The following is a 14,939-nucleotide window of genomic DNA, read 5'->3' as shown; positions in this document are numbered from 1 at the left end:
CTACGGCGGCAGCATCTTCAAGAGCAAAGCTTTCGCCTGGCGGCGAGTTACTTTTCTTTGCTTGTGCAAAGAAAAGTAACCAAAAGAAAGCACACCCTGCCTCGCGCCCTCCGCGCTAACGCGCTCCGGGTCCGCGTCCATCACGGGGATCCGCGGAAGGGGCATCCTGCCCCTGCCGCGGACGGCGCACGTCCATGTGCGCCGCCCCTTCGGGGTTTTTCCCCGCGATGGCCGCCGCTTCGGAAGGGGACCCGGCAAGTCAAAAGCCAAAGCCACTGCAACAGCAACAGCAACAGCAACAGCAGTACTCGCTGACGGTGCAGTTGTGCGACGCGCATGAGGCACGGACGTTCCTCGACGTTCTCCCCCCAGTCCGCGCCCGACGATAGGAAGCTAGCGACCCAGCAGCGGCCCCGAGACGGAATCGCGTGCGACCAGCCGATGCGGCACCACATGATTGACGCAGGTACGCCCCGAACCGACCCCCTGCCGGATCTCCCGCAACAACAGATCGATGGCCGCATCGGTCATGTCCGCCACCGGCTGATGGATGGTGGTCAGCTCCGGCCACACCATCGTCGATGCCGACGTGTCGTCGAACCCCACCACCGACAGATCCTGCGGCACCTTCAGGCGGCGACGATGTGCCACCGACACCACCGCCGAGGCCATGTCGTCGTTGCTCGCGAAAATCGCAGTGGGGCGCGGCTGCAGGGCCAACAGCCGCTCGGCGGCCTCGAGTCCGGCGCGATAGGTGAAGTCGCCCGGCTGCACGAGCGCGGCGTCGTAGTCGATGCCCGCATCGGCGAGGGCATCCCGATAACCCTGCCAGCGGTGCGCACTCGCGGTCTGGTTCGGGTCGCCGGTGATGTAGCCGATGCGGGTATGCCCGTGCGCGATCAGGTGCGACACCATGTCATGGCTGGCGCGGCGGTCGTCGATGTGCACGCAGGACAGCCTGTCGCTGAAACGGCTCGACGCAATGGAGACGACGGGAATCCCGGCGTCGACGAACACGGCGACGATGGCTTTCGATTCGCACAAGGGCGCGGGGAGAATCACCCCTGCCACGCTGCTGCAGAGCGTGCGTGCGGCCTCGCGGCGTGCCCGCGGACCCAGTCCGTCCCAGGTCGCGATCACCAGTTGCGCCGCCACGCGGGTCGAACCACGCAGCGCGCCGACCAGCAGTTCGCGCAGATAGCTGGAGCTGGGGTTGGTGTAGATCAACGCGATGCAGGTGTGCTGCGCGGCGGCGAGCGCGCTGGCGGCCGGGTTGGGCCGATAGTCCAGTGCGCGCACGCTGCGCATCACCCGTTCGCGCGTGCTCTCGCGCACGCCGGCGTGACCGTGGGTGACGCGCGAGACGGTCATCGGCGAGACGCCCGCATGCGCCGCGACGTCGTCGATGGTGATGGCGTTCCCTCTTCGACGCGTCGTTTTGGGGGTGTTCTTCAAGGAATGCCGTCCTTTGTTGCGACGCATGATGACAAGCGATGTCCCGGATGCGTAGTCTGCGCCGTGACGCGATGATAGCGCTATCAATCAGCGGCAGTCGGGCTCGGGGGAGCCTTTATCGCGCGTCGTCTGGCAATCCTGAAACGGAGTTTTGAGTCGCAGCGACCGCAGAGCGCGCTGCGATGTTCGGCGTGGAAGACGGGCATCGCCCGTGCGTGCCTCTTAGGGGAGGGGCGGTACATCCATCGATCGCATGTCAGAGGGGAGAGTCATGAGCGCTTCTATGTTTCGTCGTAGCCCAGACCTGGGGGCTCGTCCATGAGCCGCACGCTGGCGAAGTTCAAATCCAGGGCCATGTTCACCTTCGTCGGTGGCGTCCTGGTCATCAATCCCGCATTCGCACAGGACGCGTCGACGCAGACGCCGCCGGCGGCAGAGCAACAGGCGCAGAGCAGCCCGACGCAGCTGGACACGGTCCAGGTCACCGGCCTGCGCAACAGCCTCAGCCAGGCGATGGACATCAAGCGCGACGCCGCGGGCGTGGTGGATGCCATCAGTGCCGAAGACATCGGCAAGTTCCCCGATACCAACCTGGCCGAGTCGCTGCAGCGCATCACCGGCATCTCCATCGAACGGCGCGATGGCGAAGGCGCGCAGGTCACCGCGCGCGGCTTCGGCCCGCAGTTCAACATGGTGACGCTCAACGGGCGGCAGATGCCGGGCGCCGATGCGTTCGGCGCTGCCGGCCAGGTCGCCATCGGCGGCGTCGATGGCGGTACCCGCGCCTTCAACTTCGCCCAGCTCGCCGCCGAGGCGATCAATGGCATCGAGGTCTACAAGACCAGCCAGGCCAACATGCCCAGCGGCGGCATCGGCGCCACCATCAACATCCTGACCGCGCGCCCGTTCGACCACCAGGGCATCGTCGCCAGTGCCGGCGCCAAGGCCGTCTCCGACCGCAGCCAGCCGTTCGACAACGACATCACCCCGGAACTGTCGGGCATCTTCAGCTACAGCAATCCGGACAAGACCTTCGGCGTCGGCGTGAGCGCGAGCTACCAGAAGCGCAAGGGCGGCTCGGTGCAGGCCACCGAGAACTATTGGAACGTGCAGCCGTGGACGGGCTCGATGCCCGGCAATCCGACCGTGGTCAATGCGCCGCAGATCGGCGCGCTGTACGCCCGCCCGAACGACCTGCGCTATGCGTTCTCCGAGTTCGAACGCGAGCGCGTCAACGGCCAGGCGGTGCTGCAGTTCGCACCCACCGACAGCCTGACGCTGACCCTGGACTACACCTACTCGACCAACGAGATCACCGAGAATCGTGGCGAGCAGGGCATGTGGCTGCAGAACAGCAACTACACCGATGTGACGTTCGATACCAGCGGCGCGGTGGCGGTGCCGACCTACATCCGCGAGATCGCCGGCACCAAGGATTTCGGCCTTGAGCAGCAGCGCAGCATGCAGAAGTACAAGCTGGGCTCGCTCGGCCTGAATGCGGTGTGGAACGTGACCGACCGGCTCAAGCTCAGCTTCGACGCGCACGACTCGAAGAACGAAAGCCGTCCCAACGATCCGTTGACCGGTGGCGGCTCGCTGTTTATGAGCATCGCCGGCACCAACAACTGCACCACCGGGCCGCACTGCGGCGGCTCCTGGGTGCAGGAGCTGAACTTCAACAATGGCCTGCCGATCGGCACCCAGGTCTGGTATCCGAGCGACGCCGCTGCCGCGGCCAAGGCCAATGGCGTGGTCAATCCGGGCTTCGTGCCCGGCGAGATCGGTTCGCAGGTGCTGCGGGTCAACTCGCAGAGCCAGATCAGCCAGATCAAGCAGGCGCGCGTCGACGGCGAATGGAGCTTCGACCAGGGCCGCTTCCAGTTCGGCGTGGACACCAACAAGTCGACCACGCACCGCATCCAGGCCGCCGAGGCGTACTCCACGCTGGGCGACTGGGGCGTGGCCAACGTCGACCGCGATACCGCCGGCGGCCTGATGAACCTGATGCAGCCGGTCAACATCATCGGCCTGTTCCATGACTACAGCGGGACGAGTTGGCCGGCGTGGCGCGGCGATGCGGGCCGGCTGGCGGAATGGGCGGCCAGCCAGTACGGCGTCGGCCTGGGCGTGAGCCCGCAGCGCGCCGCCGACAACTTCGTGGAGGAGAAGACCCGCTCGGCGTACTTCCAGGTGGAACTGGATGGCGAGCTGGCCGGTCGGCGCACCAATACACGGCTTGGCGTGCGCTACGAAACCACCGACGTGGTGTCGACCTCGATCATCGCCACGCCCGAGGCGATCGAGTGGCAGTCCAACAACGACTTCCGCGTGGTGCTGTCCAACGAGCAGCAGCCGTTCAGCGAGAAGACCACGTACAGCTACATCCTGCCCAACCTGGATTTCAGCATCGACCTCACCGATACGCTGAAAGGCCGCGTCTCCTTCGGCAAGAGCATCGCGCGCGCGCCGATCGGCAATCTGTATGCCGGCCCCGGGGCACAGCAACCGTTCGGCTCGGTGCTGATCGATCCGTCCTCGCGGGCCAGCGGCACGGCGCAGAATCCGTCGCTGAAGCCGCTGGAGTCCGACAACCTCGACCTGGCGCTGGAGTGGTACTTCGCCGATGCGAGCTACCTGTCGGTGACGTACTGGAACAAGTCGGTCAACAACTTCATCGGCAACACCGTCGTGCAGGAGAATCTGTACGGCCTGCGCGATCCCACCTCGGGTCCGGACGCGAAGTCGGCGCTGGCGTTCCTCACCAGCGGTGCCTGCCTCGCCCAGGTCGGCCCGGCCAATGCGGCGGCCTGCTCGGCCAACGACACCTCGCTGTTCACCGCGCTGGCCCTGCTGCGCAACAACCCGGCCGGCCTGGCCGCCTACAACGGCACCGGCGCGCAGGTGCTGGCGACCGAAGCGGCCTACGATCTCTACGGCGAGGCCGACGATCCGCTGTACGAGTTCAACGTCAACCGTCCGATCAACCAGAACCAGGCCAAGCTGCACGGCTGGGAGCTCGGCGGGCAGTACTTCCTCGGCGACACCGGGTTCGGCATCCTTGCCAACTACACCATCGTCAAGGGCGACGTCGGCTACGACAACGGTGGCGACCCGGGCATCGACCAGTTCGCGCTCACCGGCCTGAGCGACACCGCCAACGCGGTGCTGATGTACGAGAAGTACGGCTGGTCGGTGCGCCTGGCCTGGAACTGGCGCGACCAGTACCTGATCCTGGCCAACCAGGGCACCAGCCGCAACCCGTACTATGTGGAACCCTACGAACAGTGGGATCTCAGCGTGAACTACACGTTGAACGACAACTGGTCGTTCGGCCTGGAAGCGATCAACCTGACCGGCGAGGACGTGCGCTGGCGCTCGCGCACCTCGCAGATGATCGTGAAGCTGGCCGACCAGAGTCCGCGTTATATGCTGGGCGTTCGCTATAAGTTCTGAACAAGGCGGAGAGGTTCTCTTCGCATGTCGCCACGGGCGCCGCTGCGATTGCGGCGGCGCCCCGTGCCGGACTCCAGAGGGGAGTGCGCACCACCATGCCGCGTTACGAGATGCTCAACAACATCGCCCATTGCGACCTGCGCGTGGCCACCGACTTCGGTCCGGAGTTCGGCGACGCGGTGGGCATGCTGCCGGCCTACCCCAGCGAGTACGCCGAGCTGCAGCGGGAATATCCGATCTTCCTGCGCAAGGATCCAGCTGACGGCACCTGGCAGTCGGTGGCGCTGCTGGGGTTCGAGCAGCATGAGAACCTGTTCCTGCAGGACCGGCGCTGGATGGCCTCCTATCTCCCTGGAGCGGCGGCCAAGGGGCCGTTCCTGATCGGCTTCCAGGAGCAGCGCATCGATGGCGTGCTGACCCAGGACGCGGTGCTGCACGTGGACATAGAGCATCCGCGGGTGACGGCGATGCAGGGCGAGCCGGTGTTCCTGCCGCAGGGCGGCAACACGCCCTATCTCGACCACATCGCCACGGTGCTGCGCGGCATCCACGAGGGCAGTGCCTTCGGTGCGGACATGTTCGCCGCGCTCGATGCACACGGCTTGATCCAGCCGGTGGCGCTCGACGTGCAGCTCGATGCGCAGCATCGGGTGGGCGTCAACGGCCTGCATGCGATCGACCGTGAGCGCCTGGCCCAACTGGATGGCGTCGCGCTGGCCGCGCTCAACCGCGCCGGCTATCTGGAAGGCGCGTATCTGATGCTGGCCTCGCTGCACAACATGCGCCGCCTGATCGCCGAGAAGCAGCGACGCCTGCGCCTGCAGGATGCCGCCGGCGCGGCAGGCAGGAACTGAGCGTGCCGGACGGCGCAGCCATGCGGACACTGGAAGGCGTGCAACCCACTGCATTGCCACTGCAGGCGCTGGTGGCGGCCGGGGAGCCGGTGGTGTTACGCGGCATCGCGCGCGACTGGGGACTGGTGCAGGCCGGGCTGCGTTCCACGCAGGACGCAATGGCCTACCTGCGCGGGTTCGATGCGGGCGTGCCGGTGCCGTATTCCTTCGGCGAACCCGGGATCGAGGGACGCCCGTTCTACAACGCCGAGTTCACCGCGTTGAATTTCGAGGTCCGCCGCGGAACGCTCACGCAGGTGCTGGAGGCGATCGCCGCCACCTTCGAGGATCCGCGGCCGCCCACGTACTATGTCGCGTCGCTGCCGATCGCGCTGGCGCTGCCCGGCTTCGCGCAGGCCAACGACGCCGGCCTGGCCGGGCAGGGCATCGATGCGCCGCCGAGCATCTGGATCGGCAACCGGGTGACCGCGTCCTGCCATTTCGACACGCCGGACAACCTGGCCTGCTGTGCCGTGGGCCGGCGCCGCGTCACCCTGTTTCCGCCGGAGCAGATCGACAACCTGTATCCGGGGCCGCTGGAGCCGACACCAGGCGGCCAGGTGGTCAGCGTGGTGGATGTCGACCGCCCCGACTTCGCGCGTTATCCGCGTTTCCGCGATGCGCTGGCCAGCGCGCGGCACGTCGAGCTGGAGCCGGGCGATGCGCTGTTCATCCCCAGCATGTGGTGGCACCACGTACGCAGCCTCGCGCCGTTCAACGTGCTGGTGAACTACTGGTGGCGCAGTGCGCCGGCCTTCCTCCCCTCGCCGCTGACGGCGTTGCAGCACGCGATGTGGGCGTTGCGCGATCTGCCGGCGCGCGAGAAGCAGGCCTGGGCCAAGCTCTTCGACTACTACGTGTTCGGCCCCGGCGAATGTGCAGGACAGCATCTGCCCGAGGCCGCGCGGGGCGAACTGGCCCCGTTCGACGAGGCACGGGCGCGCCGCACGCGCGCGCAGTTGCTGGCGCGGCTGAATCGCTGATGGGAGCATCACCTTGAACCTTGCCACCACAACGGACGGACGCATCCGCAAGCTCGTCATCGCCGGCGGCGGCACCGCGGGCTGGCTGGCCGGCTGCGCGCTGGCGCACCAGTTCCGCGATCGCCTGGACATCACCCTGGTGGAGTCCGAGCAGATCGGCACCGTGGGCGTCGGCGAGTCGACCGTGCCGCCGATCCGCACCTTCCACCGCTTCCTGCAGATCGACGAGCAGGAGTTCCTGCGCGCCGTGGCCGGCACGTTCAAGCTGTCGATCTCGTTCGAACATTGGCGCCGTCCGGGCGATCGTTTCATCCATCCGTTCGGCACGATCGGGCAGGGCACCTGGGCCACGCCGTTCCATCATTTCTGGCTGGACAGCCTGCGCCGCGGCATGCCGTCGGACCTGGGCGATTTCTGCCTGGAGAGCGTGGCCTCGCGTGCGGACCGGTTCTCGCTGGAGACGCAGCCGCAGGTCAACTACGCCTATCACTTCGATGCCGCGCTCTACGCGAAGTTCCTGCGCAAGAAGGCCGAAGGCTACGGCCTGCGCCGGGTGGAAGGGCAGATCCGCGAGGTGCGGCAACATGCGCACGACGGTTCGGTCGCGTCGCTGCTGCTGGAAGACGGGCAGGTGATCGAGGGCGATCTGTTCATCGACTGCACCGGCTTCCGTGGCCTGCTGACCGAGCAGACCCTGCACACCGGCTACGAGGACTGGCGCGAGTGGTTGCCCAGCGATCGCGCCGTCGCGGTGCAGACCGAGGCGGTCGCGCCGCCGGTGCCGTATACCCGTGCCATTGCGCACGAGGCTGGGTGGCGTTGGCATATCGCCCTGCAGCACCGGGTCGGCTGCGGGCTGGTGTTCTCCAGTCGGCACATGTCCGACGACGAGGCGCACGCCAAGCTGCTGCGCGACGTCGACGGCCCGCCGCTGCGCGACCCGTGGCTGGTGCCGTTCCGCAGCGGGCGCAGGTTGCAGGCGTGGAACAGGAACGTGGTGGCGCTGGGCCTGGCCAGCGGCTTCATCGAGCCGCTGGAATCGACCAGCATCCACCTGACCATCAGCGCGGTGGTGCGCTTGATCCAGTTGTTTCCTCACGACGGCATCAGCCCGGCGCTTGTGGAGCTGTACAACACGGTCAGCCGCCAGGAGATGGAACACGTACGCGATTTCATCATCCTGCATTACCACGCCACCCAGCGCGACGAGCCGATGTGGAAAGCCTGCCGCGAGATGGCGCTGCCCGAGTCGCTGGCTATTCGGCTGCGCGCCTGGCGCGAGCGGGCGCACGCCTGGCAGGACCCGGGCGAACTGTTCCGCGTGGACTCCTGGACCAGCGTGTTGCTGGGGCAGGGCATCCAGCCGGGACCGCCGCATCCGCTGGCCGCCGCCATCGGCGATGCCGACCTGCGCACGCTGCTGACGCGGATCCGGCAGCCGCTGCAGCAGGCCAGCGCGGCGATGCCGTCGCAGGCGGAGTTCATCGAACGCTACTGCAAGGCGACCCCGGACGTCTGGCAGCGGAGCGTATCCCTGGCGTAACGGCACACACGCTGTCGTCCAAAAATGATAGCGCTAACGAAAAGGCGGTACGACGTGGAAGAAAGGGAACTGGTAGCCGGAATCGATGCGGGAACGCAGAGCCTGAAGGTCGTGGTCTACGACCCGGTCGGGCGCAGCGTCGTGGCCAGCAGCAGTGCGCCGCTGGAGTTGCATTCCGCCGCCGATGGCAGCCGTGAACAACATCCGGCCGACTGGGTCGCGGCCCTGCAGGCCTGCTTCCAGGCCATCGATCCTGCGCTGCGCTCGCGCCTCGCCGCGCTGGCAGTCTCGGGCCAGCAGCATGGCTTCGTGCCGGTCGATGCGGCAGGCGAGGTGCTGGCACCGGCCAAGCTGTGGTGCGACACCAGCACCTCGGCCGAGTGCGTGCAGATCATGGACGCGCTCGGCGGCGCGGCGCGCACCATCGCGCTGGCGGGCAACCCGATCCTGGCCGGTTACACAGCCTCCAAGCTGCCGTGGACCAAGACGCACCGGCCCGAGGCCTATGCGCGGCTCGCCACGATCCTGCTGCCGCACGACTACCTCAACTTCGTGCTGACCGGCCAGCGTTTCTGCGAATACGGCGACGCGTCGGGCACGGGCTGGCTGGACGTGCGCACCCGCACCTGGTCGACCGAGCTGTTGCGCGCCACCGATCCGCAGCGCGACCTGGCGGACTGCCTGCCGCGCCTGGCCGCACCCGATGCCCTGTTCGACATCGACCCGGCCGCGGCCAACTTGCTCGGCGTACCGGCGACGTTGAAGGTCGCCGTCGGCGGCGGCGACAACATGATGGCGGCCATCGGCACCGGCTGCGTCGTCCCCGGCCGCCTGGCGATGAGCCTGGGCACCTCCGGCACCCTGTTCGCCTACTCCGACACGCCGGTGGTCGACCCGGACGGCGCGTGGGCCGCGTTCTGCTCGTCGACCGGCGGCTGGCTGCCGCTGATCTGCACGATGAACTGTACCGTGGCGACCGAACAGGTCGCCGCCGCGTTCGGCTTCAGCACACGCGACGGCGATGCGCATCTGCACGCCACCGCGCCCGGTGCCGACGGCCTGGTGATGCTGCCGTTCCTCAATGGCGAGCGCACGCCGGACCTGCCGTTGGGCAAGGGCCTGCTGGCGGGCCTGGACACGGCCAACATGACCCCGGCCCACCTCTATCGCGCGGCGATGGAAGGGGCGACCTACAGCCTGAAGTACGGTTTCGACGCGTTCGTGCGTGCCGGCATGCAGTTCGAGCGCATCGTGCTGACCGGCGGCGGCAGCAACAGCGGCGCGTGGCGGCAACTGGTGGCCGATGTGTTCGGCCTGCCGGTGGACGTGCCCACGCAGCCGGAAGGCGCGGCATTCGGCGCCGCCTTGCAGGCGCTGTGGGCCGTGGGCCTGGCACGCGGCGATGCCGCTTCCATCGCCGACATCGCGCAACAGCATGTGGCGGTCGATCCGCAGCTGTCCGCCCGTCCGGATCCGGCGCGCAACCAGGCCTATGCCACGGCCTATGCGCGCTTCCTGCGTCATCTCGACGCCTGCCTGCCGCTGTTCCGCGGCTGATTGCCCGTTTCGCACGCCCTCCCACCACGACAGGAACCCGCACCATGCACACCCAGCCCTTCATCGGCGCCAAGGAATACTTCCCCGGCATCGGCCGCATCCCCTTCGAAGGCCGCGGCTCGGACAACCCGCTGGCCTTCAAGGTCTACGACGCGAACAAGGTCATCGGCGGCAAGACCATGCAGGATCACCTGCGCTTCGCGGTCTGCTACTGGCATACCTTCTGCAACGCAGGGCAGGATCCGTTCGGCCCGGGCACGCGCCACTTCCCCTGGGAGGTCGGTGCGCCGATGGCCAGCGCCGAGGCGAAAGTGGATGCGGCGTTCGAGTTCTTCACCAAGCTCGGCGTGCCGTACTGGTGCTTCCACGACATCGACCTGGCGCCGGACGCCGACGATGCCGCGCAGTACGAGAAGAACCTCAAGCACATGGTCGGCCTGGCCAAGGCGCGCCAGGACGCGACCGGCATGAAGCTGCTCTGGGGCACGGCCAATCTGTTCTCGCATCCGCGCTATATGAACGGTGCCGCGACCAATCCCGATTTTGCCGTGGTGGCGCGCGCCGCGGTGCAGGTCAAGGCGGCGCTGGAGGCGACGGTGGAACTGGGCGGCGAGCATTACGTGTTCTGGGGCGGCCGCGAAGGCTATGCCTCGCTGGTCAACACGCAGATGAAGCGCGAACTCGAGCACTTCGCGCGCTTCCTCACCATGGCGCGCGACTACGGCCGCAGCATCGGCCTGAAAGGCAACTTCCTGATCGAGCCCAAGCCGATGGAGCCGATGAAGCACCAGTACGACTTCGACAGCGCGACGGTGGCGGGCTTTCTGAAGGCGCACGGCCTGGACAAGGACTTCAAGCTCAACATCGAGGCCAACCACGCCACGCTGTCCGGCCACACCTTCGAACACGACCTGCAGGTGGCCTCCGACCACGGCCTGCTGGGCAGCATCGACGCCAACCGCGGCAACGCGCAGAACGGCTGGGATACCGACCAGTTCCCCACCGACCTGTACGACACCGTCGGCGCCATGCTGGTGGTGCTGCGCCAGGGCGGCCTGGAAGGCGGCCTGAACTTCGACGCCAAGGTGCGTCGCGAGTCCACCGAACTGGAGGATCTGTTCATTGCCCACATCGGCGGCATGGATGCCTTCGCCCGCGGGCTGGAAGTGGCCCACGCGCTGCTCACCGACTCGCCGTGGGAACAGTGGCGCCAGGAGCGCTATGCCAGCTTCGACAGTGGTGCCGGCGAGCAGTTCGCACGTGGCGCGCTCGGCCTCGCCGAGCTGGCGGCATTGGGCGCGAAGGGCGGCGAGCCGCGGCAGATCAGCGGCCGCCAGGAGCGCTACGAAAACCTGATCAACCAGTACCTGCTGCGCTGAGCGCGGCGGCAAGGAGCAGCGCCGTGACCGACACCGATTCCATCCGCCACACCGGCGCGTTGCTGGCCGCACTGCTGCTCGCGCTTGCCGTGTGCAAGGGCGACGTCCAGGCCGCGGCGCCCGCCCGCGCGGAGGCCAGCCCCTGGCCCAGCGTGACCTGGCCGCTGCCCGAGGATCCCGCGCTGGAACAGCGCATCACCGCGCTGATCGCCACCATGACGGTGGAGGAGAAGGTCGGCCAGCTGGTGCAGGGTGATATCGGCAGCCTCACCCCGGAGGATGTGCGCACCTATCGGTTGGGGTCGATCCTGGCCGGCGGCAATTCCGATCCCGGCGGCCGCTACGACGCCGCGCCGGCCGAGTGGCTGGCGCTGGCCGATGCGTTCTATGCGGCGTCGATGGACACGTCGCAGGGCGGCAAGGCGATTCCGGTGCTGTTCGGCATCGATGCGGTGCACGGGCAGAGCAACATCGTCGGCGCGACCCTGTTTCCCCACAACATTGGCCTGGGCGCGACTCGCAATCCGGCGCTGCTGCGCCGGATCGGCGAAATCACCGCGCTGGAAACGCGCGCCACCGGCATGGAGTGGACCTTCGCGCCGACCGTGGCGGTGCCGCAGGACGACCGCTGGGGGCGTACCTACGAGGGCTATTCCGAGTCGCCGGACGTGGTGGCTAGCTACGCCGGTGCGATGGTCGAGGGGCTGCAGGGCAAGGTGGGTACGCCCGCCTTCCTCGATGGTCGCCATGTGATCGCCTCGGTCAAGCATTTCCTGGGCGATGGCGGCACCACCGACGGACGCGACCAGGGCGACACCAAAATCGGCGAAGCCGAGCTGGTGCGCATCCACGCCGCGGGCTATCCCCCGGCCATCGCCGCCGGTGCGCAGACCGCGATGGCCTCGTTCAACAGCGTCAACGGCGAAAAGATGCACGGCCACAAGACCTACCTGACCGACGCGCTGAAGGGGCGCATGCACTTCGGCGGCTTCGTGGTCGGCGACTGGAACGGCCACGGACAGGTCAAGGGCTGCACGCCGACCGACTGCCCTGCCACCATCAACGCCGGCCTGGACATGGCCATGGCCTCGGACAGTTGGAAGGGCTTCTACACCACCACGCTGGCGGCGGCGAAGAACGGCACCATCTCGCAACAGCGCCTGGACGATGCGGTGCGCCGGATCCTGCGGGTCAAGATGCGGCTGGGCCTGTTCGAGGCGGGCAAGCCGTCGGCGCGCGCGGTCGGTGGCCAGTTCGCGCTGATCGGTGCGCCGGCGCATCGCGCGGTGGCACGGCAGGCGGTGCGCGAGTCGCTGGTGCTGCTGAAGAACCAGGGCGGCGTGCTGCCGCTGTCGCCGACGCAACGCATCCTGGTGGCCGGCGACGGCGCCAACGACGTCGGCAAGCAGGCCGGCGGCTGGACGCTGAACTGGCAGGGCACCGGCACCACCCGCAAGGATTTCCCGAATGCGGACACCATCTACGAGGGTTTCGCGCAGCAGGCCAAGGCCGCGGGCGGCGAGGCCGTGCTGGCGGTCGACGGCAAGTACACGACCAAGCCGGACGTGGCAGTGGTGGTGTTCGGCGAGAATCCCTACGCGGAGTTCCAGGGCGATCGGCCGACCCTGGCCTACAGGCCGGGCGACGACACCGACCTGGCGCTGATCAAGCGGCTCAAGGCCGACGGCATTCCTGTGGTCGCGGTGTTTCTCAGCGGGCGACCGCTGTGGGTCAACCGCGAACTCAACGCGGCCGATGCCTTCGTGGCGGCGTGGCTGCCCGGCTCGGAAGGCGCGGGTATCGCCGACGTGTTGCTGCGCACCGCGCAGGGCGGCGTGCAGCACGACTTCAAGGGCAAGTTGAGTTTCAGTTGGCCGCGCACGGCCACGCAATACGCCAACAACGTGGGGCAGAAGGGCTACGACCCACTGTTCGCCTTCGGCTACGGCCTGCGCTATGCCGACAACGGCAACCTGGCCAGGTTGCCGGAAGTCTCCGGCCTCACCGGCAACGAAGCTGCGGCCGGCGTGTTCTTCGCCCGCGGCGCGGCCGGCCCGGGCATTGCGCTGCGCCTGGAAGGCATCACCGGGCAGGGCGTCACCGTCACCCGCGTGCCGGAATCGCTTGAGGGCGCGCTGCTCAAGGTCACCGGCGTGGACCACCTAGCGCAGGAGGATGGCCGCCGCCTCGCCTGGTCGGGCGGACGCGAGGCGGTGGTCGCACTGCAGTCGCATACCCCGCTGGACCTGCAGCGCGAGAGCAATGGCGACCTGATGCTGGTGACCACGCTGCGCGTGGACGCCGCCCCGCAGGGCGAGGCGTGGCTGGCGGTCGGCTGCGGCAGCGGCTGCGCCGCGCGGGTGGCGATCGGGCCGACGCTGACCGCCCTGCCGGTCGGCCAGTGGAAGCGCGTGGGCGTGCCGCTCAAGTGCCTGGCGGCGGCCGGCGCGGATCTGAGCAAGCTGGATCGTCCGTGGGCATTGACCACGGCGGGCGCGATGACGCTGTCGGTGTCGCGGGTCGCGCTCGGCGCATTGAACGAAGCGGAGAGCACTGTCGCATGCCCGAGCGCGTGAGCCTGCGTCCTGCGTCAGCGCCCCTTGGGTGGGCCGGCGACCGAACCGCGCAGCACCAGCCGGTGCGGGACCACGTGGTCGCTGGACATGCGTGTGTCGTCGCGCTTGCGGCGGATGCTGCGCAGCAGGATGTCGATGGCGGCATCGGCCATCGAGGCGATCGGTTGGTGGATGGTGGTGAGTTCCGGCCACACGGTGGTGGCGGCCGAGGTGTCGTCGAAGCCGACCACCGACAGATCGCGCGGCACTTCCAGGCCGCGCCGGTGCGCCACGGAGATCGCCGCCGCGCCCATGTCGTCGTTGCTGGCGAAGATCGCGGTCGGCGGCCGCCGCTGCGACAGCAGCTTCTCGGCGGCGGCCAACCCCGAGCGGTAGGTGTAGTCGCCCTGCTGGACCAGGCCGGGTTCGACCTTCAGCCCGGCCTCCTGCAGCGCGGTCACGAAGCCCTCGTAGCGCCGCGCACTGGCGCTGAGGTCCTGGCGCCCGCGGATGAAGCCGATGCGCCGGTGGCCGTGCTGGATCAGGTGTTCGGCCATCTCCTTGCCGGCATGGAAGTCGTCGATGCGCACGCAGGAGATCGCGTCGCTGAGGCGCCCGGCGGCGATCGCGATCACCGGGATCCCGGCCTTCACCAATTCGCTCACCGCCGCCTGCGATTCGCACAACGGCGGCGGCAGGATCACGCCATCCACGCGCCCGCCCAGGGCACGCGCGGCCTTGCGCTCGGCATCGGGGTCCAGGTCTTCCCAGTAGTGGATGACCAACTGGATGGCGGCGTTGGAGGCGACGCGCAGCAGGCCGACCAGCAGCTCGCGCAGGTAGGCGCCGCTGGGATTGGTGTAGATCAGGGCGATGCGGGTGTGCTGCGCGGCGGCCAGCGAACTGGCAGCCAGGTTGGGCGTGTAGCCCAGCTCGCGCACCGCGCGCATCACGCGCTCGCGGGTGGCATCGCGCACCTTGCCCTGGTTGATCGCGCGCGACACCGTCATCGGCGAAACCCCGGCCAAGGCCGCCACCTCGTCGATCGTCACCCCGCTGGTCTTGCGGCGGACCGCTTTCTTCGGCTTGTCCAAAACGCGTTCCCTTTGTTGTTCCTGACG

At 68.2% G+C, this 14,939-nt stretch carries 9 protein-coding genes; 7 read left to right on the top strand and 2 right to left on the bottom strand.

Annotated features, from left to right (window positions below):
* Nucleotides 1-393: 393 nt before the first annotated feature.
* Nucleotides 394-1,371, bottom strand: coding sequence for a LacI family DNA-binding transcriptional regulator (locus CEK65_RS01695; protein WP_255424473.1), 978 nt, complete (start codon nucleotides 1,369-1,371; stop codon nucleotides 394-396).
* Nucleotides 1,372-1,773: 402 nt separating this feature from the next.
* Here CEK65_RS01695 and CEK65_RS01690 point away from each other — a divergent pair, with 402 nt between their 5' ends.
* From CEK65_RS01690 to CEK65_RS01660, 7 genes are all read left to right on the top strand, one after another.
* Nucleotides 1,774-4,908, top strand: a complete 3,135-nt coding sequence (locus CEK65_RS01690) for a TonB-dependent receptor (protein WP_152180567.1) — start codon at nucleotides 1,774-1,776, stop codon at nucleotides 4,906-4,908.
* Between the two features lie 95 nt (nucleotides 4,909-5,003).
* Entirely contained in the window at nucleotides 5,004-5,762 is a 759-nt protein-coding gene (locus CEK65_RS01685; RefSeq protein WP_193314660.1) for a SapC family protein, read from the top strand.
* A gap of 20 nt (nucleotides 5,763-5,782) precedes the next feature.
* Complete coding sequence (locus tag CEK65_RS01680; RefSeq protein WP_152180565.1) at nucleotides 5,783-6,784, top strand: cupin-like domain-containing protein; 1,002 nt, start codon at nucleotides 5,783-5,785, stop codon at nucleotides 6,782-6,784.
* 13 nt (nucleotides 6,785-6,797) lie between these two features.
* Entirely contained in the window at nucleotides 6,798-8,327 is a 1,530-nt protein-coding gene (locus CEK65_RS01675) for a tryptophan halogenase family protein (protein ID WP_152180564.1), read from the top strand.
* A gap of 54 nt (nucleotides 8,328-8,381) precedes the next feature.
* Entirely contained in the window at nucleotides 8,382-9,884 is a 1,503-nt protein-coding gene (xylB, locus tag CEK65_RS01670) for a xylulokinase (protein WP_152180563.1), read from the top strand.
* A gap of 44 nt (nucleotides 9,885-9,928) precedes the next feature.
* Nucleotides 9,929-11,263 (top strand): xylose isomerase, encoded by a 1,335-nt coding sequence (gene xylA / locus CEK65_RS01665; RefSeq protein ID WP_152180562.1) that lies wholly within the window; start codon nucleotides 9,929-9,931, stop codon nucleotides 11,261-11,263.
* 89 nt (nucleotides 11,264-11,352) lie between these two features.
* Nucleotides 11,353-13,839 carry an exo 1,3/1,4-beta-D-glucan glucohydrolase gene (locus CEK65_RS01660; protein ID WP_226980441.1) on the top strand — a complete coding sequence of 829 codons (2,487 nt, stop codon included), beginning with the start codon at nucleotides 11,353-11,355 and terminating at the stop codon, nucleotides 13,837-13,839.
* Nucleotides 13,840-13,853: 14 nt separating this feature from the next.
* On the opposite strand, the gene CEK65_RS01655 is transcribed toward CEK65_RS01660, so the two are convergent.
* Nucleotides 13,854-14,912: a LacI family DNA-binding transcriptional regulator gene (locus tag CEK65_RS01655; RefSeq protein WP_017913380.1), complete on the bottom strand. Its 1,059-nt coding sequence runs from the start codon at nucleotides 14,910-14,912 to the stop codon at nucleotides 13,854-13,856.
* Between the last annotated feature and the right edge of the window lie 27 nt (nucleotides 14,913-14,939).

Origin of the sequence: Xanthomonas sp. LMG 12459, assembly GCF_009192905.1 — a bacterium.
Taxonomy (GTDB): domain Bacteria; phylum Pseudomonadota; class Gammaproteobacteria; order Xanthomonadales; family Xanthomonadaceae; genus Xanthomonas_A; species Xanthomonas_A sontii.
The sequence above is the reverse complement of the archived record's forward strand: the minus strand, read 5'-3'. Positions and strand labels throughout refer to the sequence as shown.

Bases quoted from the DNA above. Each gene is read 5' to 3' on its own strand.
- CEK65_RS01690 (WP_152180567.1), top strand. From the start codon at position 1,774: ATGAGCCGCACGCTGGCGAAGTTCAAATCCAGGGCCATGTTCACCTTC.
- CEK65_RS01695 (WP_255424473.1), bottom strand. From the start codon at position 1,371: ATGACCGTCTCGCGCGTCACCCACGGTCACGCCGGCGTGCGCGAGAGC.
- xylA (WP_152180562.1), top strand. From the start codon at position 9,929: ATGCACACCCAGCCCTTCATCGGCGCCAAGGAATACTTCCCCGGCATC.
- CEK65_RS01680 (WP_152180565.1), top strand. From the start codon at position 5,783: ATGCGGACACTGGAAGGCGTGCAACCCACTGCATTGCCACTGCAGGCG.
- CEK65_RS01685 (WP_193314660.1), top strand. From the start codon at position 5,004: ATGCCGCGTTACGAGATGCTCAACAACATCGCCCATTGCGACCTGCGC.